Source organism: Roseomonas chloroacetimidivorans (assembly GCF_049629625.1).
In the GTDB taxonomy this organism is placed as follows: Bacteria; Pseudomonadota; Alphaproteobacteria; order Acetobacterales; family Acetobacteraceae; genus Roseomonas; species Roseomonas chloroacetimidivorans.
On the sequence record NZ_JBNBZS010000077.1, the window covers coordinates 1 to 23976 of the forward strand.

17 protein-coding genes and 2 pseudogenes are annotated in these 23976 nt (G+C 68.2%); 10 read left to right on the forward strand and 9 right to left on the reverse strand.

Annotated features, from left to right (window positions below):
• Positions 1 to 2162: 2162 nt before the first annotated feature.
• The 3 genes from ACO1BU_RS29640 (at position 2163) to ACO1BU_RS29650 (ending at position 6893) form a co-directional block, all read left to right on the forward strand.
• Complete coding sequence (locus ACO1BU_RS29640; protein ID WP_424139568.1) at positions 2163 to 2711, forward strand: hypothetical protein; 549 nt, start codon at positions 2163 to 2165, stop codon at positions 2709 to 2711.
• A gap of 256 nt (positions 2712 to 2967) precedes the next feature.
• Entirely contained in the window at positions 2968 to 4557 is a 1590-nt protein-coding gene (locus ACO1BU_RS29645; RefSeq protein ID WP_424139569.1) for a PAS-domain containing protein, read from the forward strand.
• Positions 4558 to 4793: 236 nt separating this feature from the next.
• Positions 4794 to 6893 carry an HWE histidine kinase domain-containing protein gene (locus ACO1BU_RS29650; RefSeq protein ID WP_424139570.1) on the forward strand — a complete coding sequence of 700 codons (2100 nt, stop codon included), beginning with the start codon at positions 4794 to 4796 and terminating at the stop codon, positions 6891 to 6893.
• A gap of 585 nt (positions 6894 to 7478) precedes the next feature.
• Here the strand turns inward: ACO1BU_RS29650 and ACO1BU_RS29655 are convergent.
• The 4 genes from ACO1BU_RS29655 to ACO1BU_RS29670 all read right to left on the reverse strand — a co-directional run bounded on the left by ACO1BU_RS29655 (position 7479) and on the right by ACO1BU_RS29670 (position 11066).
• Positions 7479 to 8270 carry an AsmA family protein gene (locus ACO1BU_RS29655; RefSeq protein WP_424139582.1) on the reverse strand — a complete coding sequence of 264 codons (792 nt, stop codon included), beginning with the start codon at positions 8268 to 8270 and terminating at the stop codon, positions 7479 to 7481.
• Between the two features lie 12 nt (positions 8271 to 8282).
• Positions 8283 to 9461, reverse strand: coding sequence for an AsmA family protein (locus ACO1BU_RS29660; RefSeq protein WP_424139571.1), 1179 nt, complete (start codon positions 9459 to 9461; stop codon positions 8283 to 8285).
• 342 nt (positions 9462 to 9803) lie between these two features.
• On the reverse strand, positions 9804 to 10670 hold the full coding sequence (locus ACO1BU_RS29665; RefSeq protein ID WP_424139572.1) for a YsnF/AvaK domain-containing protein: 867 nt from the start codon (positions 10668 to 10670) through the stop codon (positions 9804 to 9806).
• Between the two features lie 6 nt (positions 10671 to 10676).
• Positions 10677 to 11066, reverse strand: coding sequence for a DUF2382 domain-containing protein (locus ACO1BU_RS29670; protein WP_424139573.1), 390 nt, complete (start codon positions 11064 to 11066; stop codon positions 10677 to 10679).
• Positions 11067 to 11551: 485 nt separating this feature from the next.
• Here ACO1BU_RS29670 and ACO1BU_RS29675 point away from each other — a divergent pair, with 485 nt between their 5' ends.
• Positions 11552 to 11743 (forward strand): hypothetical protein, encoded by a 192-nt coding sequence (locus ACO1BU_RS29675; protein ID WP_424139574.1) that lies wholly within the window; start codon positions 11552 to 11554, stop codon positions 11741 to 11743.
• 92 nt (positions 11744 to 11835) lie between these two features.
• A pseudogene (locus tag ACO1BU_RS29680) lies at positions 11836 to 12840 on the forward strand (IS256 family transposase); the annotation flags it as partial.
• Between the two features lie 88 nt (positions 12841 to 12928).
• On the opposite strand, the gene ACO1BU_RS29685 reads toward ACO1BU_RS29680, so the two are convergent.
• Positions 12929 to 14146, reverse strand: coding sequence for an IS110 family RNA-guided transposase (locus ACO1BU_RS29685; RefSeq protein WP_424139583.1), 1218 nt, complete (start codon positions 14144 to 14146; stop codon positions 12929 to 12931).
• A gap of 262 nt (positions 14147 to 14408) precedes the next feature.
• Here ACO1BU_RS29685 and ACO1BU_RS29690 point away from each other — a divergent pair.
• A pseudogene (locus tag ACO1BU_RS29690) lies at positions 14409 to 14624 on the forward strand (transposase); the annotation flags it as partial.
• A gap of 164 nt (positions 14625 to 14788) precedes the next feature.
• Here the strand turns inward: ACO1BU_RS29690 and ACO1BU_RS29695 are convergent.
• The 3 genes from ACO1BU_RS29695 to ACO1BU_RS29705 form a co-directional block, all read right to left on the reverse strand.
• Positions 14789 to 16756: a DEAD/DEAH box helicase gene (locus ACO1BU_RS29695; RefSeq protein ID WP_424139584.1), complete on the reverse strand. Its 1968-nt coding sequence runs from the start codon at positions 16754 to 16756 to the stop codon at positions 14789 to 14791.
• Positions 16757 to 16856: 100 nt separating this feature from the next.
• On the reverse strand, positions 16857 to 19022 hold the full coding sequence (locus ACO1BU_RS29700) for an ATP-binding protein (RefSeq protein WP_424139575.1): 2166 nt from the start codon (positions 19020 to 19022) through the stop codon (positions 16857 to 16859).
• 288 nt (positions 19023 to 19310) lie between these two features.
• Positions 19311 to 19550, reverse strand: a complete 240-nt coding sequence (locus tag ACO1BU_RS29705; protein ID WP_424139576.1) for a hypothetical protein — start codon at positions 19548 to 19550, stop codon at positions 19311 to 19313.
• A 554-nt stretch (positions 19551 to 20104) separates the two neighbouring features.
• Between ACO1BU_RS29705 and groES the strand changes: the two genes are divergently transcribed.
• From groES to ACO1BU_RS29725, 4 genes are all read left to right on the forward strand, one after another.
• Positions 20105 to 20413 (forward strand): co-chaperone GroES, encoded by a 309-nt coding sequence (groES, locus tag ACO1BU_RS29710; RefSeq protein WP_424139577.1) that lies wholly within the window; start codon positions 20105 to 20107, stop codon positions 20411 to 20413.
• 13 nt (positions 20414 to 20426) lie between these two features.
• Positions 20427 to 22043 carry a chaperonin GroEL gene (groL, locus tag ACO1BU_RS29715; RefSeq protein WP_424139578.1) on the forward strand — a complete coding sequence of 539 codons (1617 nt, stop codon included), beginning with the start codon at positions 20427 to 20429 and terminating at the stop codon, positions 22041 to 22043.
• 193 nt (positions 22044 to 22236) lie between these two features.
• On the forward strand, positions 22237 to 22680 hold the full coding sequence (locus ACO1BU_RS29720; RefSeq protein ID WP_424139579.1) for an Hsp20 family protein: 444 nt from the start codon (positions 22237 to 22239) through the stop codon (positions 22678 to 22680).
• Positions 22681 to 22768: 88 nt separating this feature from the next.
• Complete coding sequence (locus ACO1BU_RS29725; protein ID WP_424139580.1) at positions 22769 to 23257, forward strand: Hsp20/alpha crystallin family protein; 489 nt, start codon at positions 22769 to 22771, stop codon at positions 23255 to 23257.
• Between the two features lie 159 nt (positions 23258 to 23416).
• On the opposite strand, the gene ACO1BU_RS29730 is transcribed toward ACO1BU_RS29725, so the two are convergent.
• Positions 23417 to 23976: nucleotide exchange factor GrpE (locus ACO1BU_RS29730; protein ID WP_424139581.1), on the reverse strand; the 560-nt coding region annotated here is incomplete at its 5' end.

The following is a 23976-nucleotide window of genomic DNA, read 5'->3' on the forward strand; positions in this document are numbered from 1 at the left end:
CCCGCCAACCACCGTCGCATGCTTCATCTCCGTCGTGCGACCACCGTGCTCGCCATCCTCAAGGCAGGATGAATGACGGCGGCAGCCGACGAGTGACGGCAGCTCTGGCGCGAACGCTGACAGATCCTACCCCCCGGCCCTGGCCTCGCTTATCGCCGGTCACGCAGCGGATGAGGCGAGGCACTACGACTGGGCTTGCAACGCGCTCCGAGGATTGGGCTGCGGCGAGGAAACGCTCGTCGGGCGAAACACCCAGGCTTTCGCGCGAATGCACGGCACTGTCGCGGACGCGATCGAAGGCGTCAGCCACGCAGCGCTGGAAGCAGTGATCCGGATGGTCCCGCGACCCTGAGAGAGGTGGCTCGGTTTGTTTGAACAGCAGGTCGTGCTGGGATGAGCGCTGCCGGGCTCAGGCTACCACGACGCGCAGAGCCGCAGAATTCGGGCTTTCTGGAACTCTGCCGATGGCAATGCACAACAGCTGATGCTTGGTATTCAAGCCTCGGGGCGCGAAGCCGGATGTCAAGGAGGCGGGCGATAAACTGTATGTCGCGCCGAAGGACCACGTGAAGATCTGGCGGCCTTCCGCCGAACCCGCCCGCCGTTGCACACCTCGGAGGTCATCCAGGGTAGGTCTGTCGGACAGTTTCGGGCCCAAACGGCCCGGCTGCCGCATACAAACGGCCACCCCGGCGTTTCGCTCTCGTGAGAGGGAAGACACCGCGCCGATGAAGCTCTTGATGATCCTGGCGCTCGGATGCGCCCTCGCCACCAGCGCCTGCGCGCCTTGGCGTGGTCATCATAACGACGACCACGGCGGCTATGGCCGGGGTGGCGCGCCTGGTGGATACGGACCTGGGCCGGGCGGTTCTGGCAGGCCGCTCCAGGATACGGATCTGGACCGGGTGGCTATGGGCGTTATTGATCGGGTCAGAGGGGAGCGGAGAGGGGCGGAACCGGAGATGGTGTTCGTCAGGCACGAACCTAACGCGGCATCCGGGGCCAGACGGCAGACCTCAAAATCGGAGAGTTCCTTACCCGACACGTGTACGGTCCAGAGCATCTGGAATTGCTGCGCCTCATCGGCACCTTCGTGGAGGAACGCTGAAAGCTCAAGGGACCACGTGGTGAGAAGCCCGCGGCCGTGGCGATCGGGACCGCCGCCCACGTCGTGAAGATCGGCGCCGGTCGTCCGGCCTTCAAAGAGCGCGGACACCGTCCATCGGGAAGAGCCGTTCGGATCCGTCAGCCTGGACCTGGTTTCGGCATGGCCTGCCCCCGATCCCACGGCTCAGGCGATACGCCCGTGGCAATTTATGTCAGGGTCAGGTGAAACTATCGGGTCCGGTGATGATTCGCCGGAGGACGAGGCGAGGTGATCCATGGCGAAGACCCCACGTGACGAGGACAAGCCCAAGAAGGCACGCGGCACGGCCGCCGGATCAAAAAGCAGGGGAGCTTCGGGCGGACGGTCCACACGCACCCGAACTGCAGGGGCCGGGACAGCATCCAAGCGGGCCGCCCCCCCCGCCGCTGCTCGGAATGGGCGTGGCGCCAAGGCGGCACCTAAGACGACGGCCCACCGAGCTGCGGCGGCCAAGCCGAAAGCTGCAAAGAAGACGGCGACGACGGCTCGTGCGGCCAAGAGGCTGGGCGCTGCAGGGTCAGTGAGGAAGGCCGCAAGGGTCGAAAGCGCCACGCAGGGGCGCAGCGCTGGTGCTGCCGCCGCGAAGACAGCGCGTGCCGCGACGACGAAGAGTACTGCTGCGGGTCGGGCTGCGAGCGCAGGACGGGCCGCAGGCAAACCCGCGAGCAGCAAGGAGCGGGTTACGACATCTCCCGGCACGCGGACAGCGAGGTCAGCCGCTTCGCCGAAGGGGCGCGGCGCTGGTGCCAGGACACCGAAAGCAACGCGGGCCGCCGAGACGGGTCCTCGGGGCGCCGCGAGCCGCGGTGCAGCATCCCGGGCCAAGCAACCTGCGCGATCGGCCGCTGCTCCGAAGAGGCGTAGCGCGCGAGCCACGCCCGAGATAGGAGGCGCCAGCGGGAAGGCCAGGAGAACCGGGGCGACACGCGCGGGAGCGAAGCCGCCTGCGGCAGGCCGGGCGAGCACCAGGCCAAAGGCCATCAACAGGCCTGCGACCACCAGCCGTTCGCGGGCGGTGGCCTCGCCAGTGCAGCCCGCGAGCGGGCGCGCCGCGAAGGCCGACACCGCGGCCAGACCGAAGGCCAAGGCCGGAGCGGCGACGCGCGCCAGGGGCGTGGGGGCAACAGCTCGTGGCGCCAGCAGCACGCCCACTGGGCCCAAGACGGGCAAGCAGGGCCCGAGCACGGGCGGCAACAAGGCGGCGACATCGGGCGCCAAGCCACAGCGCCGGCGTGCCGCGCAGACCAGGCCTGCGGACACGACCAGGCCCGATGTGTCCTCCTCCGGTGGAGCGGAGGAGAACCCGGCGGAGACCTTGCCCAGCGCCATGGCATCCCTCGCCGACGCGGGCGCCGCTGCGATGGCTGCGGCGGCGACCCCCGCCGTGGCGGCGGTGGAAGCCGCGGCACTGACCGCCGCCACGATGGCCACCAACATCGTGGCAGCCGCGAGCCTGGGGACGAGCCTGCTTGGCGGAGGCTCACCGTCCGAGGCGACGCCAGTAGAACCAGCAGCGCCGCCGGAGGGCGAGGACAAGGGTGACGCCGAGAACGACCTCGCCTAGCTGAGCCCGCGCTCGCCGACGCGAACAGGCCGTGCGCCGCCCCGAAGCTTTCCGCGCCAGCTTGCGTTCTGCTTTGCTGAGTTCAGGCATCGTTTTCCAATGTTGGCCAGAGGCAGCCACTCGACCTGACTGCAGGGCATCAAGAGCTGAGAGGGATGCAGCAGTGTCCAAATCGAGGCGGGTGAGTTTGGGTCTGCTTTCGCTTGGCGGCCGGGTCCAGAGTATGTGGCGTCATCTCCAGTCCCTTGCGAAATGCATGCGCGAAACGAGCCCCGGTACCTTGGAGCGCTCCAGATCTGAGCGGCTCCGGGTGGTTCTCGCGGGCATGACGGACGGCGTGATGATGCTCGACGCCGATCTGCGCCTTGTGGAGTGGAACTCACATTTCGCGGAGTTCACGGGTGTTCCCGAAGCAATGCTGCGGACCGGGCTGTCCATGGCGGACATCCTGCGCGCTCAGGCCCTTGCCGGGGAGTTCGGCGAGGTTGACGTGGAGGCCGAGGTCGCGCGGCGCATGGCGCTCCTGCGGTCCGGCAAGAGCTCCGGGACGATCGAGCGGACCAGGCCGAATGGGCGCGTCATGGAGTTACGCCGCAATCCTCTCCCGGATGGTGGGTTCGTCACACTCTATACCGACGTGACGGCGCGCAGGCAGGCCGAGGAGCAACTCCGGCAGGCGCAGAAGATGGAGGCCGTCGGGCATCTCACGGGCGGTGTGGCCCATGACTTCAACAATCTTCTCATGATCATCCTGGGCAACCTTGATAAGGCCGAGCGGTCACTCGACGCCTCCGAGCTGCAAAAGGTCCGGCGCGGAATCGAGCTGGCGCGAAGTGGTGCGCGGCGGGCCGCCTCCCTCACGCAGCGCCTTCTGGCCTTCTCAAGGCGTCAGCCCCGCGAGCCTCAGCTCGTCGACGTGAACGCGCTCATCACGGAGCTTTCCGATCTCATCCACCAATCGGTCACGAGCAATATCGCGGTTGAGTTCGTCCTGACGGACCACCCCTGGACGATATTGGTTGACCCAAACCAGCTCGAGGTCGCTCTGCTGAACCTGGTGATCAACGCACGGGACGCGATGCCGAAGGGTGGCGCGGTGACCATTGAGACCGCGAAGGTCGCGCGCACCACTGCGACCGGGCCGGTCCCTGTCCCGGTTCCGGGCGACGAGTTCGTGCAGATCACGGTGAGGGATACGGGCGTCGGGATGCCCCGCGAGGTGGCCGCGCGTGCCTGCGAACCCTTCTTCACAACAAAGGGGGTTGGGAAGGGTACGGGGCTGGGACTGTATCAGGTCGTAGACTTCGCCACCCAGGCCGGCGGCCATGTGAAGATCGACAGTGAGCCGGGGATTGGAACGGCCGTGACCATCTATCTCCCCCGCCTTGTTGTCGAGGACGCAGCCGGGACATCCCCATCCCAGCCGATGGACGCCAGCCGCTTGGCGGGACGGGGCGAGAAAATCCTGGTGGTGGAGAATGAGCCGGACATCCTGGCCTACACCACCGAGGGGCTCGAGGCGCTGGGTTACCGCGTCCTCCCGGCGCAGGATGCCTCATCCGCCTTGACGATCCTCGACACCACACCGGACGTCGCCCTCCTGTTCACGGATCTCTGGCTGCCTGGCATAGACGGGCGCCAACTCGCCCGCGAGGCCACGCGGCGGTGGCCCCATCTGCCAATCCTTTACACCTCCGGCGGCCCGGACAATGCGCCTCCGGGCGATGGCGCGCCCGGCCCGGGGAGCGACACCATCATCAAGCCCTACGAACTACCCAGACTGGCGCGAGCGATCCGTACGGTGCTCGACGCGCGTCAGACCGTAGGCGCGTCCGCCCCGGCCTAGAACATCCCACCGGTCAGGATTTTGAGTATGGCGCCGACCCGGGAGATGACATCCGGGCCAGAATCCTTGCCGTGCGCAGGGGCCGGGGCTCAACTTACGCGCGCGACACACGTTGCGGTTGTATGAGGTCGTGATGAAATGACGCTGTGCCGATCGGGTCGAATGCACGACCCACCGGCCCAGCATGGTTGGAGGACGGGAGGCCCGTGTCGTCACAGGGAGCTGCCACGTCGCGGTTGGCAGGCACGTCCGCCTCGGCCCCCCGCGCGACGGCGGGTCCTCTCGTGGCGCGGCGGACGCGCGGCCTGCGGGCCCATTTGGTGGTGCTTGCGCTGGCAGCGGCCGGGCCGGCGCTCGGCGTGGGCGGCGCGGCCGCGTGGCACGCGATCGGGAGCTATCGCGAAGCCTTCGAGGAGCGGCTGCAAGACTCGGCTCGCGGCCTGGCGCTCGCCGTCGACGCCGAGATCAACAGCCATCTCACGACCCTGGCCGCGCTGGCCGCCTCCCCCCTGCTCGACCGTGGCCCCGCCGAACTCGAAGCCTTCTATGTACACGCCAGGCGCGCGGCCGAAGCCGTCCATTCGCCGGTCGTGGTGGTGGCCCCTGACCTCGCCCAGCTGATGACCACGGAGCGGCCCTTCGGCGAGGCCCTGCCAGGGACGAATGCCGCCGAGGCGGTCCGTGCTGTCTTCAATACACGCCGTCCTGCCGTCAGCAACTTGCTGGTGGGCGCGGTCTCCGAGCGGCAGCTCATCGTCGTGGCGGTCCCGGTTCTGCGCGATGCCCATGCCGTGCTTGTTCTCTTGACGCGGCTCGAACCCGAGCGGCTGGCTGGCCTGCTCGCAGCACAGGTGGCCGGCTCGGAGGACACCGTCGCCGCGCTCACCGATGCGCGCCAGAGGGTGGTTGCGCGCTCGCAGGACCATGAGCGTCTCCTCGGGGCCGCTGCGCCGCCTGACTGGAACGCGCTCATCCCCGATGACAAGACGGCCGGCACCGGCCCCGTTCGCTCGCTCGATGGGCACGAGTTAATCTACGCCCAGCACCGGCTCGAAAGGGCGCCGGGCTGGAGGGTGGGGGTGGCTCAGCCTGCCGCGGCCTATCGGGCCAGCTGGCAGCGCCCACTCCTCGGCCTCGGCATCGGGGGCGGCATGGTCCTCCTCGCCGCGGCGGCCTGGGCGGCGGCCCTCGGGCGCCGCATCATCCTGCCGGTCGATGCTCTCACCCGGAAGGCGAGGGACGTGACCCGCGGCGGTGGCACACTGCAGGGGCTGCCCCCCTCGGGTGTCACCGAGTTCGAGGCGCTCCGAGCCAGCATTGCCGAAGCGGAGGCGGCGCTGCGCCGGGGCGAGGCCCGCTTCGTCCGCGCCCTGGAAGCGGCCAGGGTCGGCGCCTGGGACTGGGATCCGACTGCCGATGTGATGAACAGCTCGCCGGAGCGGGAGGAGCGGCTGACCGGCCGTGCAGGGCGCTCAATCCGCAATCTCGCGGCCTTGCTTGAGGCCGTTCACCCGGACGACCGCCCTGTCGTGCGGGACGCCATGCGGCGCGTGCTGGAGCGGGAGACGGACGACTTCGAGGCCGAATTCCGCGCTGTCTGGCCGGACGGCACGGTGCGCTGGCTGCGCTCGGTCGGCAGAGCCACTGCCGACGCGGAGGGGAGTGTCCGCGAGATCGCGGGCGTCTCGATGGACGTGACCGAGCAGGTGGAGGACGCGCGGCGACGGGAAACGCTGGCACGCGAGGTTGACCATCGCGCCAGGAACGCCCTCGCGGTGGTCCAGTCCATTCTGCGCCTCACGCCCGCCGATGAGCCGAAGGCCTTTGCCGCCGCGGTCGAGGGGCGGGTGGGCGCTCTGGCGAGGGCACACTCGTTGCTCGCCGAGGAGGGTTGGTCCGGCGCCGACCTGCGTGCCGTGGTTGAGCGGGAACTGGCGACCATCCCGGTGGCCCCTGGAGAAGTCGCGCCCTTCTCGCTGGACGGGCCCCAGGTCCACCTCGCCCCGGCCGCCGTGCAGCCGCTGACCATGGTGCTGCACGAGCTGGCCACCAATGCGGCCCGGCACGGGGCGCTCTCCACTCCGGGCGGCGCGGTTGAGGTCACCTGGCGGCTCGGGCGCCGGACCGGGGAAGACGGGCTCCTCCACCTGCGCTGGGCGGAGCAGGGCGGGCCGCCCATCCCGGGGCCGCCGACCCGCCGCAGCTTCGGCTCGCGGTTCATGGATTCCACCATCCGCGGGCAACTGGGAGGCGTGGTGGAACGAAGCTGGGAGCCCTCCGGGCTGGTGTGCGAGATTGCACTACCGCTCGCGCGCATCCTCGAAAGCGGAAGATAACCGCCAACCACAAGAGCCACGGCTCGGAGTAACTGGCCGCAGTAAACCCCAAGCGCGGCGTCACGGCCCTTCTTGATCGTCGCCCTTGAGCCCGCGAGGTAGGCCGTCGCGGAGGGGCGACGATGGCGCGAGGGGTGGCGAGCACTGGTGCCAGCATCGGTGCTGGCACTGTGGCGATGGAGCGGGTGGAGATCGTCACCCGTGGCGGACGGCGGACCTACACGGCCGAGGGGAAGGCGGCGCGGCGCTGCCAGGTTAGCGACGTAAGGGCCAAAGTGCACCCGGGCGGCCCACGCCCACCCACCGCTGCGCGTCCGAGCCTTTCTCGAACTCGTGGCACCGCATCTTCAGTATGTCCTCGAAGACGGCGGGTGACGTTCGGCCGGTTTCGCCCCAGGGACTGCACCGGATTCCGGTGGTGACTGGGCCAGCGGAGGAGATGGGGCCCCCCGGCCCCGGGGAGCTGTCGCGCTCCTGGAACCGACCCTCGGCTTCCTGGAAGGACCGGAACGGCAGGGGGACGATGTCCTGCCCGTCTACCCCCCGCCATACCGGAGCTGCTGCGCCCGGAGCCAGCCGTCCTGCTCAGCCACCGCGGCGGCCCCGCGACACGAGCCCCTGACAGCGGTTGTCGTCGCCGATGCCGAACTGGATCGTCGGCAGGATGGCCAGCGGTCCGGCCAGGAGCCCGAGCCCCACCGCCGCGCCGCCGCGCGCCGCGCTTTCCGTGGCATCGACGCCGATATCGGGGTTGCGGAAGGTCCCGCCAAGGGTGATGGGCGTCGGCAGCTGGCCGACGGTGAAGTGCTTGGAATCGGCGCGCAGCCGGTAGTCCAGCCGCTCCCGACCCAGGTCGATCTTCCCGTCGCCGGAAATCAGCACCTGTTCTGTGTCCAGGAGCAAGGCCCGGCTGTCCAGCACACCGCGACGCAGGGCAAAGTCGGCGACAAAGCACTCCACCTGGGTCCGGTCCGGCAGCTTCAGGGAGGACAGGAGGGCATTGCCCAGCCGCGCGCCGGACAGGTCTACCAGCAGAGCGCTGAGATTGCCGCCGCCGGCCATGCTCAGCGAAAGCGCGCCGTTGCCGCTGCCCAGGATGTCGGCGAGTGACTTGCCGGAACCGTCGATCCGGGCACGGCCGCCAATCAGTCCGTCGCCCTGGAAGCCGGTGGGCTGCATCAGGCGCGCCAGGTCCACGCGTTGGAACTGGATGTCGGCCCGGGCATGCAGCGCGCCATTCTCCTGGGGGTTCAGGGCGATCTCGCCCGAGATCCGGCCCCTGCCGACCTGGAAGCTCACCGGGTTCAGCCGCACCGCGCCGTTGTCGATCGTCATGTCCACGGCCATGCCGTCGAAGGGAATCTGCCGGCCGCGGATGCTGTCGGCACGTTAGTTGAGCTTTACGTCGGCCGCCGTGAGCTTCGGCAGGCTGACCGGCGTGTCCGGCAGGACCCTGGCGCTCCGCTCGTCCCGGGCGATCTCGCGGCGCTGCTGTGCCGTCTGCCCGGGCGTCGAGGTCCGGCCGGGTGTTTCGCCGATGAAGCCGCCGAGGTCGGCGAGGTCCACGCGTCGGGAGCGCAGATCCGCCGTGACCTCCGGCTTCTCCCCGCCAGTGGTCACCGCGATGGTGCCGGACAAGTCGCTGCTGCCCATGTGCCCATCGAAGTCGCGGAAGCGTACCCGGCCCTGCGCGTAATCGAGCCGGCCGGACACCCGGTAGTTCGGTGTGCGCGGAAAGGGGATGGCGGTCAGCGGCTGCAGCAATGCCATGTCCGGACCCTGCAGCGAAAGGTTCACGTCGGCCCCCTGCATGGCCAGCGGGTTCTCGACGGTTCCTTTCATGGACACATTTGTCGGCCCGTTTGCGAGCTTCATCTCGATCGGCCAGGGACGGCTATTGTCTTGGAGGTAGGCGAGGCCACCCGCGGCCGCCTCGCCGGTGATGCGCTGGCGGGCATAGCTGCCGTCAGCCTTGACGGCGATCATGGGGTCTGGGGTGTCCTCGTCGCGCGTGGCGACGTCGTCGCGCGTGGCGACGTCCAGCCGGAAATCGGCCTTCAGTTTCGGGTTCACCACATGCGCCGTGCCCTCCGTGACGCGCAACACGCCGATCCGGGGGGCGGAGGAGGCCTTGTCCTGTCTCGGCGCGTCCTCCCCGGCTGGCTTGCCGAAGTCGAAGCCATAGTTTGTCCGCCCGTCCTCCTTGGCGAGCACCGCGAGCTGCGGGCGCTCCACCGTCAGCGACGGGATGGCGATGGCAATGGCGCGGTTGTGCCAGTACTCCATCACGTCGATCTGGGCTGTGGTGCGGGGGACCAGTGCGAAGGGCTCCTCGGCCTCAAACCCTTCCGGATTTTCGATCCGCAGGTCGTCGACCACAACTTCGGTGATCCGGCCCAGACGGACATGCAGATGGGCAATCGTCACCCGCCGTCCGAGCGCGGCCGAGGCTTGGCGCTCCACCAGCGGGATGAACCAGTCCCAGGACCAGAAGACGAAGAGCAGAAAGACCGCGGCAAGTGGAACACCGATCCAGAAGGGCCACCGGGGGATCCGTCGCTGTGCCATGGGATGCTCCGCGGAAAGATGGCCCCGCCGTTCACCTGGCCGCGAACGACGGCACAAGGTGATGGTCGAAGCGATCGCTTATGGTCCGGGCGAAACGGCGTGCGTTCCGCGCCGCAGGCCGCGAAGCCGTACCTACCGCGTGATCACACGCCTTCGCACCGATCTCGGCTCATCGCCAAACAAACACCCGTTCGGCGAGATGGCCCGGTCCGGGCCGATCGGCAAACCTGCAGAGGGGCGGGCCCGCCCTGCGCCATTCCTGGCGCATGCACCACCTTCATGGTGGTGCAGGCAAGCGGGCCGGCAGCCCGGACACAGATCTCTCGCCCAGCCCGACAGCTTCTACTGGCGAGGAGCGGTGGGTGACTTGGCTGACCGATCGTCTTCGATCTCGACCTCGGTCCGGCGGACCGTGTCGGAGACCGTCTCCTGGTGCTGCTCCACATCCTTCCGGATGACCAGCTCCTCCTTCACCCGAGCTTCCTTGGAGACGACGGCCTCCTCGGTATGCTCGACTGCCTCGATGGTGCGCTCGCGGAAAGCCTCGTCCGCCGCGGAGAGCGGCTGATCGACCGGCCGACGTTCCACCTGCACATGCTCGTCACGCAGCGTGACGGTCTCGTTCACCGGAGTCTCGACGATGTAGGAGCGGACACGCACCCGCCCATGCTCCACATCCCGCTTGCCGATCTTGATCTGCTCTTCGACGACAGGGATCACCTCCTCCTTGTCGTTGAGATGGCTCGCGGAGGCCGCCGCGGTATCAGGTGTCACAGCGGGGGGCACCCGCGCCGGCTCTGTCGTTGAAGCCGTTCCGACAGCGGTCATCGCGCCGCCGACGACCGCATCGTTGCCGTAGGTCTTCCAGCCTTGCTGGCGCCATTCGGCCTCGCGCGTGTCCAGGTCAACCGCGCCATGCTGCTCAAAGATATCCGAGACCTGCGTGACAAGAGCATCGGGGACGTCTGCCGCTACGACGATGCCCCCCCGGCGAATGCCTTCCGAATAGGTGTAACGATCCTCATCGGGGATAAACAGGTCCTTGAGAGAGGCCCAGAAGCCCTTGTCATCTGCCAGAGCGGGCGCAACTCCCTCGGAGCCATACACCCTGATGGCGCTTCGCTGGATCTGGCCGTCCTGAAGGAGATGATCGACGACCGCATCGGCCTCCTGCCGAGTGTCAAACAAACCGGTAACAGTGCGTGTCATATGGCTCTATCCTTCGTCTCGGGATGTACGCTCAACCGTCGCGGTCTGAACCCGTCGCTCTACCGGCACCTCGATGGTCTCTTCTGACTCCAGGTAGCGAACACGAAGCTCCTCCTTGAGGAGGAGACGCTTCTCGACCACCAGGATTTCTTCGACCACCGGAATCACGACCACGCCGTCTTCTTCCCTGACCCGGGGTGGTTCCTGAACCTCACGACCGACCGGAACGCGGTCGACCACTGCGCGTCGGCCGTGCAGGGTCTCCCGGACCACATCTTCCACCGTTTCGGTGGTGAGCGAGATACGCAGCCTTCCCGTCTCGACGTTCTTCTTATCGACGACGAGCTCTTCCTCAGCCACGGGGACGGCCACAGTGGCCGGCTTGCTTCCGGACATGGCAGTCTCCGTTGGCCTCCTCTTAAACGTTCAAGGGGACGGGGCAGTTGAGAGACGCTCGCAGTGTCTCAATAACGCCCCTGTGAAGCGGGCGGTGCCGCATAGCGCCAAGGCCGCTCCGTCGTTTACAGGGCCGTTAACGGCGGGCTTGGTCGTAAGGGGAGCGACCCCAGGGGGACCAGGTTGCCGGGCCTACCTCCAGGCCCACCCGCACGCGTCGCGGTCCTAACGCGGAATCCGCCGCTTGGTTTACGCACCACTGTCCAGCGACATCGGCGTCAGAGGAAACGTGCCTCGTGCGGTAACGGCCCTCCGCTGTCGAGGCACTGCTCTCACCCAGCCTCTCTGGTCCCCTCGAATACTCGGCATCCCCATGCCTCGTGCAGCGTGGGCCGGATCGGGCGTCGCCGCGTCTCCCCACACCGGCACCCTGCTTCGCCCCATATTTCCGTACTGCGGAATCAATGGAGAATGGAGCTGGTGTTTTGGCGCGACCGCATCGTCATCCGGCCGAGGAGGAGATCAGCCTCGACGGCGCCCTGCACGCGCTCTCTGATCCGGATTGCCGGGCGATCGTTTCCCGGCTCCTGGCGAGCGGGGGCATGAACTGCGGTCAGGCGTGCCAGAACCTCCCCGCTTTCACGGTCTCGCAGGTGGCGTCCCGACTGATGGTGTAGGAGGCGGTCGCTTCAGAGGGGGCGGCCACCGCGGTGATCTTCGGTAGGGTCTGGGTTGTCGAGACCTACAACCCGAACCTCGGACCGCCACGATGACCGATGACAAGATTGCCCTTCGCGAGCTGCTGGAGAAAGGCTCGGACGCGACCTTCCTGCGCGAAATGATTGGCTTTGCCGCCCAGCGGCTGATGGAGCTGGAGGTGGGCGAGGTAACAGGAGCCGCCCACGGGGAGCGCTCCCCGGACCGGCTGGTGCGGCGGAACGGGTATCGCGAGCGGGACTGGCAGACCCGGGCGGGCACCGTCGAGCTCCGGATCCCCAAGCTCCGGCGGGGGAGCTACTTCCCGGCCTTCCTCGAACCCCGGCGGACGGTGGAGAAGGCGCTGACTTCGGTAAGCCAGGAGGCCTATGTCCGCGGCATTTCCACGCGCTCGGTCGATGACTAAGCCCAGGCCACGGGGCTGGAGGGCGTCTGCAAGAGCCAGGTCTCCCGACTCTGTGCCGAGATCGACGAGCGGGTGCGCGACTTCCTGAGCCGCCCCATCGAGGGCGACTGGCCCTTCCTGTGGCTGGACGCCACCTACGTGAAGGTCAGGGAGGCGGGCCGGATCGTCTCGGTTGCCGTCACCATCGCGGTGGGCGTGAACGCCGATGTCCGCCGCGAGGTGCTCGGCATGGCAGTCGGGGCCTCCGAGGCGGAGCCCTTCTGGCTCGACTTCCTCCGCGGCCTCGCCCGCCGGGGCTTGGCAGGGGTCAAGCTGGTGATCTCGGATGCCCATGAGGGCCTGAAAGCCGCCGTGGCGAAGGTGCTCCGGGCCACCTGGCAAAGGTGCCGCGTCCACTTCGCCCGCAACGCCCTGGCCCACGCGGGCAAGACCCAGCGCCGCATCGTCTCGGCCTGGATCGGCACCGCCTATGCCCAGGAGGACGCGGGCTCGGCGCACGCCCAGTGGCGCACCGTGGCTGATCAGCTTCGCCCCAAGGTCCCAAAGCTCGCCGCCCTCATGGACACCGCAGAGGAGGACGTCCTGGCCTACATGAACTTCCCCGCCGCCCACCGGGCCAAGCTCCACAGCACGGATGAGATCGACAAGCTTTTCCGTCGTGATCTGCTATCCTGGCCTGGCACGGGTGACCGCGTGGCAAGGAGCCGGGCCCGAGGATGTGAGCCCGGCCGCGCAGCCTTCACCGTCGCTCCTCATTGGCGGCACCCGTGCGCCGTCTCCCCGGGCCGCGTGGCTGCCAGTGGCCGACGAATTGCTCGTAGGCCTGTTCAGCTTGGCGTGCGACCTCGATCTCCCGGTCCCGCAGTTCCTTGACGTTGTAGGCATAGGCCGGCCCGCGCTTACTGCCCTTCCTCGCCGGCTGCCCCGCCTGCAGCTCCATCGCGCGGACCTTGTTGGCCACCAGGGCCGGGCGCGCCCACTGGTAATCGGTCTCCCGGGTCAGCAGGCACCAGCAGAGCACGGCGAGCTTCCTGGCCACCGCCACGGCGGCGACCTGGTGCCCCCGCTTGGCCCGGACGCGCAGAAAGAACGCCCGCAGCGGCCCCGGGGCCTTGGACGCGGCCCAGGCCGCCTCGACCAGCAGGGCGCGGGCATGCGAGCGGCCGTGCTTGCTGATCCGGCCATGCTGCGCGAGCCCCAGGCCGGACTGACGCACCCGCGGGTTCAGACCCACATAGCTCACCAGCTTCTCGGAGCTGGGGAAGCGGCGCACATCGCCGATCGCCGCCACCAGCCCGGCTGCCACGATCAGGTTGACGCCGGTGATGGTCAGCAGCCGCTTGACCGCGGGATCGTCGATGGCGGCCTGGGCGATGTCCCGGTCCAGCACCTCCAGATCCTCGCCCAGGCGGTCGAGCTCGCGCAGGTGCCGCTCGATGGCAGAGCGCTCATCATCCGGCAGCACCTGCTGGCCGAGCCAGGTCCGGCCCAGCCGGCCAAACAGGTCGGCATGCGGGCAGGGCGGCACCAGGTGCGCCTGCAGGATGGCGTGCACCTCGTTCTTGACCTGGGTCCGGTGCCGCACGACCTGGTTGCGCCGCGCCACCAGCCGGCGCCGCCGCTCGGTGCCGGCATCGGGCACCCACACCTCGGGCAGGAAGCCCGCCGCGCGGAGCGAGGCCAGCACGCCGGCGTCGATCTTGTCGGTCTTGACCTGGGCGTGCGCGATGGCCTTCACCTGCAGCGGGTTGGCCACGACCACCCGGGCCACATAGGGGCTGAGCACCCGCACCACGGCCATGGCGTTGCCGGTCGCCTCCACCACGACCTCGTCCTCCCGGCTCAGGGTCCGCCCGAACCCCTCCAGGCCCGAGCGGGTCATGTCCACCCGTCCCGCCGGTCTGAGGCGTCCGGCCTCCCAGAACACCACCTCCGCGAAGGTGCGGTGGATGTCCATGCCGATTACACGTCCCATCTCCTGCTCCTCTCCAGTGGTCGACGGGAGCAGTGGGCAACACGACAACTACGGATCCGCGCTCTCGGCGCAACCGGGTCGGTCGCAGGGGCGGCCAGCTACTAACGCGAGCTCTCGGCTCATCCTATAGATCGGCCTGCCCACTACGTGCTCCCGGTGCCCCTCGTCCCGGATGGTCTCACCATACGCCAGGACCGAAGCCGTCCCAGCCGGATAAGCAGGCACCGCCATCCTCATACCGGTTACCAACCCCATCGAGCGCTTGAATGGCGAGATCAAGCGCCGCACCGATGTTGTCGGCATCTTTCCCAATGAGGCCGCGGCTGTTCGGCTGATTGGCGCCATCCTCCACGAGCAGTCCGACGAGTGGGCCACACAGCGCTCCCGCTACATGACCCTGGAAGCCATCAGCTCCGTCAGCGATACTGCCTCGGTCAGGCTCTCCGCCGTGCCTGCCTGACCCGGCTACCCAGCCCGCCGGAGATCATCGCTCCTACACCACGCGTTGGGACACGACCGATTGTCGTAGCTCAAGGGCTGCGGCGTCTACCCGGGCATGTCCGCACTCCATCCTGTGCGGTCCTGTGCCAGGGCGGTTGATATCATTCAAGCTAGGAAGACCGCCTAGGGAAGCCGCACGGATTTCTGACTGGCCGCGGCCGTGGCGCGACGATCGGGTTTGCCGACCGGCGGCTTCCACTCCCGGCGCTGCCGGACGGACCAGGCGTAGCGGGCGTCGTCCTCGAGCAGGTGGAGGTGCTCCGAGAGGCGGTTGCGCTCCATCCAACCGATCGCCGCCTGCAGCTCGGCAAGGGTCATCTGGGCCCGGCTCTTGTTGTTCATGATGCGCTTCAGGCAGGCATTGTAACGGTGATACAGGCCAGGGCCGGCCACACCACCTCGCCGCCCAGCCCGACCTGCCTCGTCCTCGACCGCTTGGGCGGCCACCATTTCGCCGAGCCGCGCCCGAAGCCGCCGCTCCGCCACCGAGGGCGCCTCGAGCATCTCGCCCTGCGCCTCCTCCTGCTCGGGGCGGCGCATCGCGAGTTCCGGTCCCGGCCGCAGGGTGTCGAAGCGCATGGCGAGAGCGTTGGAGGTAAGGGGCGTGATGCCCTCCTTCGGCGGCGGTAGCTGGTCACGCAGCCAGAGCGGCAGCGCGCCCTGACCGCGGCCGGGCTTCGGCCGACGCGCCAGGGTGCCTTGCTCCGTCTCCATCCGGCGGCGGAATTGCGCAAAGAGCGGATCGTCCGGGTGGAAGACCAGGGCACGCTGCTCGTCATAGGGACCGGCATTCGGGTCCACCCGCGTCGCGCGGGCGACCATTTGCTCCAGCCAGGGGCGGGACCGGATATGTGTCAGGGCCGCAACGACGGCGACTTCTGGTGCGTCCAGCCCCTCATAGGCCATGGCGACGGTGACCAGGATCGAGGGCTCGGGCCGCAGCCGGAAGGCGGCAAGCACCTCGTGGGCCCTCGGCGTGTCGGAGGTGGCGATCTGCGCCACCTCCTCGGCCTGGGCTGCCGGGATCCAGCGTCGGATCACCTCGAGGTAGTGCTTGGCGGCAGTCTGGTCGGGGGCGACGACGAGCAGCTTGCCCAAGCCCCGGGCGGCGGCTCCCGCCGGCAGGCCGCGTGCCTCCCGGCGGCACGCGCGCAGGTCGCGGACGGCCAGGAAGGCCTCTCGCAGCAGCGCTTCGGCAAAACCGGTGCGCAGTGCGGTAAAGAGGGCAGGGCGGGTGGTCTCCTCGGGATAGGCCCTGGCGAGGCGATGGGGGCCGACCTCGATGCCCTCCTCGTCCCGCCAGCTGGCTTCGCCGTCCAGCGCCCCGAAGGTGACCGGCAGCACGGCCTTCTCGGCGAGGGCCTGTGCGCGCGAATAGCCGATGACGGCCCAGCCCGGGGCATCGAGCTCGACCTCGCGGGTGCGGGCCTTGGGACCCTTGCGGTACGGCAGCCACAGGATGCCCCGCCCGTCCGCCCGCTCCAGCGTGCCCGAGAGCAGGAGACGGACTGTGGCGCATTCGAGGAGTGGTAGGATGGCGCGCGACCAGGCGCTGGCCTCGTCCTCCTCCGCCCGGGCCGCCTGGGCTGCCGCAGTGGGATCGGTCTCGGCCAGCGCCGGGACGTGGTGCATCTCGTCGATGACCAGCAGCGTCCGGTGCCTCCGGAACTCGGCGAGGTGCAGATCGGGCGCGGCCGCGACGCCCTGGTAGGTGGTGACGTAGCCGGCGAGGCCGCGCGACGGGTCGGGGCTGTTGTCGGCCGCCCGGACGGAGAGGCTGTGGCCGAGCGCCGCGCGCCAGTTCGGATCGGCGAAGGCCTCCTCGGCCTGCAGGCGGAGGCTGTCGCGCGGAACGACCCAACAGATGCGCTCGACAATACCGGCGTCGATCAGGCGGCTGCCGGCCAACACCGGCAGGAGCGACTTGCCGCCCCCCGGCGTGACGGCCGCCAGGATGTCCCTGGCGTCGGTAGCGCCGGTCGCCATCGCCTCGACCACGGCGGCGAGACGCTTCTGATGCGAGCGAAAGGGCCGACGGATCAGAGCAGGGCACCCGGAGAGCAGCGGAGCCGGAATCTTGATTCGCCAGATGGCCCCTGTCCAGCCGTGACGGCGTTCGGGGCTCCTGTGTCGGCGAGTTCCTTTTTGTGGGACCCGCCACAGCCGCGCCGCATACCCGTCCCTCCGATCTTCAATGCCTGGCCAAAGCTGCCTGGACCCGCCGAGCAAGGGTGTCGAGGTCGAAGGGCTTGTCGATCACGTCACTTCCCGCAGCCAGGTCGGTGCCCGCATAACCGGTGATGAACAGCAGAGGTATTCCGGGCCGTCGCTCGCGTACCGCCTCGGCGACTTGCCGCCCGTTCATCCCGTTCGGCAGCCCCACATCCGTGACCAGCATGTCGATCTGCGCGCCACCGTCCAACAGGTGCAGCGCTGCGGGGCCATCGGCTGCTTCCAGCACGCGATACCCGAGTTCGCGTAGCCGCTCGGCCATCACCTCCCGTGCGACCTCCTCGTCGTCCACCAGCAGCACGGTATGCGCATGCACGGCCTCGTCCGGTCCCGGAGCGCCGCTGCTGGTGCGCTCGGCCACGGCCGCCTGTGCGTGGTGCGGCAGGACGAGGCGCAAGGTGGTGCCCTTCCCAGGGGCGCTCTCCAGCCGGACGATGCCGCCGGATTGCCGCACGAAGCCGTAAACCTGGCTCAATCCCAGGCCCGTCCCTTGACCAAGCGGTTTGGTGGTGAAGAACGGCTCGAAGACCCGGTCCACCACGTCGGCCGACATGCCCACACCCGTGTCGGAGACCGAGATTGCCACGTAATCTCCCGGCGCGGCGCCCTCCTGTCCGATGAGGTCCGCCGCCGATAGGCGGATGTCGTCCGTACCGATCGTCAGCCGCCCGCCTTCCGGCATCGCATCACGGGCATTGATGCAGAGGTTCAGCAGCGCACTCTCCAGCTCGGTCGGGTCGCACAGCACGCGCGCCCGGCCATCCCGCAGATGCAGGTCCAGACGGACCGAAGGTCCCACCGTCCGGCGGATCAGATCCGCCATTCCCGCGACGAGTGCGTCCGGGTCCACCAGCTTCGGCTCCAGCCGCTGCCGCCGTGCGAAGGCCAGCAATCGCCGGGTCAGCCCGGCCGCCCGGCTGACAGACTGCCGCGTGAGGTCGAGAAAATGCAGCGCGTCCGCGGCCCGGCCTTCGCCGATCCGGCGGCGCGCCATGTCCATGCCGCCCGCGATCCCCTGCAGCATGTTGTTGAAGTCGTGTGCGATGCCGCCCGTGAGCTGGCCCACCGCTTCCATCTTCTGCGCCTGCCGGAGCTGCTCCTCGGCGTGCTCGCGCTGCGCCATCTCCGCCTGCAGGCTGTCCAGGGCCTGCCGCAACTCGGCGGTGCGCTCCGCGACCTGCGCCTCCAGCTCCTCGCGGCTCCGCGCCAGCACCTCGCGCGCGCGCACCTGGTCGTCGATGTCGGTCGAGGTGCCAACCCACTCGAGGATGCGGCCCTCCGGGTCCCGCACCGGCGTGGCGCGGCTCTGGAACCAGCGCCAGGTCCTGTCCGCCGCATGGTATGTGCGGTGCTCGACGGAGAACAGGCCGCGTGCCTCCGCCTCGGCCCAGGCCGCCATCGTGGCCGCGCGGTCGTCGGGATGGATCACGTCGAGCCAGCCCAGGCCGAGGCTCGCCGCCTCCGAGAGGCCGCTGTAGGCAACCCATTGAGGGCTCCCCCAGATCCGTTCGCCCGAGCCGCGTGAGCGGAACACGAACTGCGGGATCCCCTCCACCAGGGAGCGCAGCCGGGCCTCGCTGTCGCGCAGGTCCCCGGTCGCGCGCAGGCGGTCCACCACGACCGCGAGGAGGTTGGCATAGGTGCGGAGAAAAGCGGTGTCGTTCTCCGTGAACTGGCGCGGCTCGCGGCTGTCGATCTGCAGGATGCCAAAGGGAGGCTTGCACTCAGCGCCGATGATGGGGACGTTGGCCACTGCCTTGACCCCGTTCTCTACCAGGAAGGGCGGATAGCTGAACCGCGTCTCCTCCGCGATGTCGGAGGAGATCATCGGCCCTCCCGTTTTCAGGGCATAGCCTTCCGACGTGTCATCGGAAACCTTGATGGTCACCTTGCCGACCACGCCCGGCTTCCAGCCCACACCCGCCCGAACGAACAGGGTCTCGCCGTCCTCCTGCAGCTCCATGACCTTGGCAAGGTCGGTGCCGAGGGCTTCCCCCACCAAGCGGCAGGCCTCGGTCAGGATCCCGTCCAGGTCATCGGACTTCAGCGCGAGCTCCCCGAACTGGGCCAGAGCCGTCTGCTGGCGAAGCAGCTCCCGACTGTCGCTTTCTTCCACTTCGCCCACCACGCTTCCCCATACGCTGCGGTCCGGCGTCCTCCGGCGGCTCCGTGGCAGCTCGGGACGGCCGCTGGTCCGGCGTACAGTCCTCCCGATGTCACCCCCCAAAAACGCGAACGGAGGCCGGCCGTTTCGGCAGCGCCCGAGCGAGGAGCATGGTAGAAGCGGCTGGAGCAGGACCGTGGGGGAGGCGATGGTGGCCTCGACGTCTCAGCGGGCGGCAATGGCCGCTCCTGGTCGGGAAACTCTGGCCCGGGACGACATCAACCGCCAGACTTGCGCCGCCCGGCGTCGTCACCCCGGCGTTGATGGCGGAGAGTCTTCTTCGCTCTCCTCGAGGAGATCAATGAGCTCGGCGACGCGGCCGGAAGCGAGAGGCTGGCCACTGTTCATCGGTGCTTCGTTGTTGCTGAGCCACGTATAGGCCTCGGCGAGTTCTTCGCGAGTGGCGCCCGTGGCCAGAATACGAGCGACGAGGTGGTTATCCACGGGGCCGAGGATCGAACGGACATCCTCTCCTGTCAGAACAGACATTCCCGTTTCTCCCATGTGAAAGGTCGCATTCCCAGACCCGGCATGGGGCCACTGGATCAACGGCCCGCGACTTTCCCCTTCAGTTCCATCCAGGGCAGGCGCTCGTCTCCCTTCCGGCCGGTCCGAGGTAGCCCAAGCCAGAGCGATAGAAAGCTCCCCATGCCCGGCCAGTTCTCGCCGGTCTGACTCGCACCGGCCGTAATGCAGGTCGCCGGCCTCAGCCCGTGAGCCGAAACCCGCGCTCGGAGGCCCGGGGCCATATGGCAGCCGGCCTGGCTCCGGCGATCGCGCCGGCCAGGGGCAAGGCCAGCTGCAGAGAGTTAGGTGGGCATCTGCGCCCAGTAAACCTGCCGGACCCGGGCTGTCAGATTCGGCCGGCCGATCGGCCCTGCAACTCCCCGTCCCGGGGTAGGTCCCGGGGCAGTATGCACCGGAGCTTCGAGCCCAGTCATGGCCGGTCCCTTGCCGGAAAACCGGCCGTTCATTACCTGACCGGCCAGACTGGACAGCCCCCGACGACGCTGTCCGGTTCCACCCCACAATAGGAGAGTGCCATGGTCTTGAGGCCGCTGCACGATCGCGTTCTCGTGGAGCGAATTGAAGCGGACGAGAGGACGGCCGGAGGCATCATCATACCAGACACGGCCAAGGAGAAGCCCCAGGAGGGCAGGGTGATTGCCGTCGGGCCGGGTGCCCGGGATACCCAGGGCCGCCTACAGCCCCCTGATGTGAGCGTAGGCGACCGCGTCCTGTTCGGAAAATGGTCCGGCACTGACGTCAAGGTCGATGGCAGGGAACTCGTTGTGTTGAAGGAATCCGACATCCTCGCCGTGCTCGACGGAGCGGCGGGGACATCAGGCTGAGAAGGAGGATGTCATGGCTGCGAAGGAGGTCAAGTTCAGCACCGAGGCCCGGAATAAGATGCTGCACGGCGTCGATGTCCTGGCACGCGCGGTGAGAGCCACCCTGGGCCCGAAAGGCCGGAACGTGGTCTTCGCCAGGAGCTTCGGCCCGCCCCGGATCACCAAGGATGGCGTGACCGTCGCCAAGGAAATCGAGCTGGCCGACAAGTTCGAGAACATGGGCGCGCAGATGGTGCGCGAGGTCGCCAGCAAAGCCAATGACCAGGCCGGTGACGGCACGACAACCGCGACCGTGCTCGCCCATGCCATCCTGCGCGAGGGAGCGAAGGCGGTGGCCGCCGGTATGAACCCGATGGACCTGAAGCGCGGCATCGACAAGGCGGTCACCGCGGTGGTGGAGGAAGTTCGGGCACGGTCGAAGAAGATCACGACACCGGCCGAAACGGCGCAGGTCGCCACGATTTCGGCCAATGGCGACGCGGAGATCGGCCAGATCATTTCCGAGGCGATGAGGAAGGTCGGCAATGAGGGCGTGATCACGGTCGAGGAGGCCAAGGGCATCCAGACCGAGCTCGACGTCGTCGAGGGCATGCAGTTCGACCGCGGCTACGTCTCCCCGTACTTCATCACGAATGCGGAGAAGATGGTTGCCGAGCTCGACAATCCCTACATCCTGATCCACGAGAAGAAGCTCTCCCAGCTGCAGCCGATGCTGCCGCTGCTCGAGGCCGTCGTGCAGTCCGGCCGCCCGCTGCTGATCGTGGCCGAGGATGTCGAGGGCGAGGCCCTGGCCACGCTCGTGGTGAACAAGTTGCGGGGCGGCCTGAAGGTCGTCGCCGTGAAGGCTCCGGGCTTCGGCGACCGCCGCAAGGCGATGCTCGAGGACATCGCCATCCTGACGGGTGGTGAGGTGATCTCCGAGGAGCTCGGCATCAAGCTCGAGAACGTGACGCTGAACCAGCTCGGCCGCGCCAAGAGCGTGCGGATCGAGAAGGAGAGCACCACGATCGTCGACGGTGCCGGCGAGAAGGAGGCCATTCGGGCCCGCGTCGAGCAGATCAAGGCGCAGATCGCTGAGACCACCTCGGACTACGACCGCGAGAAGCTGCAGGAGCGCCTGGCGAAGCTGGCTGGCGGCGTGGCCGTTATCCGCGTCGGTGGCTCGACCGAGGTCGAGGTGAAGGAGCGCAAGGACCGCGTCGATGACGCGCTGCATGCGACCCGCGCCGCGGTCGAGGAAGGCATCGTTCCCGGCGGCGGCGTCGCCCTGGCCCGTGCTGCCAAGGTGCTCGAAAGCCTCAATGCTGAGAACGGCGATCAGCGCCTCGGCATCGAGATCGTCCGCAGGGCCGTACAGGCTCCTCTCCGCCAGATCGCCGAGAACGCTGGCGAGGAGGGGGCGGTGATTGCCGGCCGGGTCCTCGAGCGTGACGACTATGCCTGGGGCTTCGACGCCCAGACGGGGGAGTTCAAGGACCTGATGGCGGCCGGCATTATCGACCCGACCAAGGTCGTCCGCACCGCCCTTCAAGGCGCGGCGTCAGTCGCTGGTCTGATGATCACCACGGAGGCCATGGTCGCTGAGCAGCCCAAGGAGGAGGACCAGCCGCCCGCTGAACTGGCGGCGTGAACTTCCCAGCCGGCGAGTGGGCTGGCGCCCTCCAGCCCTCATCGCCGTGAACGCATGCGCGGTCGGCCGAGGCAGTCTTGAAATCATGACAGCCTCGACTAGCTAGTCGGTCGCCAGACGCCCTGCGGGGTTTGGCGAGGAGCCCATCGGGCTCCGGATCTCGTATCCATGTTGCTCACAGGAGAATGTGGCTATGGGAATGATGGATCTTGCTCCGCTCAGCCGGTCCCTGATCGGCTTCGACCGGATGTTCGAGGACGCTCTGCGCCTCAATCCGGATGACAACTACCCGCCTTACAACATCGAGAAGACGGGCGAGGACGCGTACCGTGTGACGCTGGCCGTCGCGGGCTTCACGCCTGACGAGCTGACGATCACCTGGCAGCCGAACTCGCTGGTTGTCGCCGGTAAGAAGGCCGAGCAGAACGGTGGCCAGTATCTCCACCGCGGGATCGCCGGCCGGTCCTTCCAGCGCCAGTTCAGCCTGGCCGACTACGTGAAGGTTGCCGGCGCCAGCCTGGAGAACGGCATGCTCTCCATCGATCTGGTGCGCGAGGTGCCCGAGGCTCTGAAGCCGCGGCGCATTGAGATCGCGAACAGCAATCAGCCGCAGCAGATCGAGAGCAAGGCGGCCTGACCAACAGCCGGTCGTTTGAACAAACAGTCGGTGTGGGCGTCAGCGAGCTGGCGCCCACGCCTCCTGTTCGTCTGAGATGAGGTGTGTCATGGACATGAAAGGCCTGATGCCCTGGAGCCGCAACCGGAACGTGCCGGCGTCCCGCTACTCCGGGGACGAAAACCCGCTTCTCGCGTTGCATCGCGAGATGAACCGCACCTTCGACGACTTCCTGCGTGGCTTTGGTCTTCCCGTTGCCCAGGGGGGCTGGACGGGTGCATGGCCGCATGTCGAGGTGTCCGAGACGGACAAGGACGTGCGCGTCGTCGCTGAACTCCCCGGCCTGGAGGAGAAGGATGTTGAGCTCACGCTGAACGACGACGTGCTGACGCTCAAGGGGGAGAAGAAGTCCGAGAACGAGAGCCCGACCTACACCGAGCGGTGGCACGGCAAGTTCCAGCGCTCGATCCAGCTCGGCTCGGAGGTGGACCCGGACAGGATAGAGGCCGCGTTCAAGAACGGGGTGCTGACGGTGACTCTTCCGAAGCGGCCGGACAGCCAGAACAAGGCCAAGCGTATCGCGATCAAGGCCGGATGACCCTCGCAGGCGCCCAGGGCTTCAGGCCCTGGGCACCTTCTTGGCGCAGCCGAACGCTTCCGAGCACCCGGCACGCAGGCACCACTTCACGGCCTGTGATAACGGCGGGAGCGGCTTTCCCCTGGCGCGCCGGTCGGCGGCCTGGACCGCCTCACCGGCTCATGGAGACGGCCCATCGTCGGCCTGCGAGGGAGCGGCGGCGTGTCCCTCCTGCTGAGCTGGGGTTCGTGCGACGACGACCAGGGCAGGACGGAGCAGCCGGCCATTCAGGAGCCATACCGAACTCCAGGCCTGGGCGACGCTGCCAGGAGGATGGTCTGCGGTCGGCTGATCGGCGACCGCCTCATGGAAGTTCGGATCGAAAGCTTCACCTGTCGGATCCCGCCGCGTGACTCCATTCCGTTCGAGGGTAGCCAGAAAGCTGCGCTCAATCCCGCTCAGGCCCTCTCGGAGCCGCGAGACGATTTCCGGCTCCTCCGGCGCGGGTGCTGGCAAGCTGGCGAGACCACGATGGAGGTCTTCCGCAGCTTCGACCACGTCCCGTGCGAACTTCTGAATCGCACATTGGCGCGCATCCTCGACCTCTCGCGTAGCGCGCGCACGGAGATTGGCCAGTTCCGCCTCCGCCCGAAGCCAGCGGTCCTTCAGCGCGTCTCGTTCGGCCTCCAGTTCTGCAACGCGGTCCGGCGTTGTCACCGCGGCTTGGGCCTCGCCTGGCT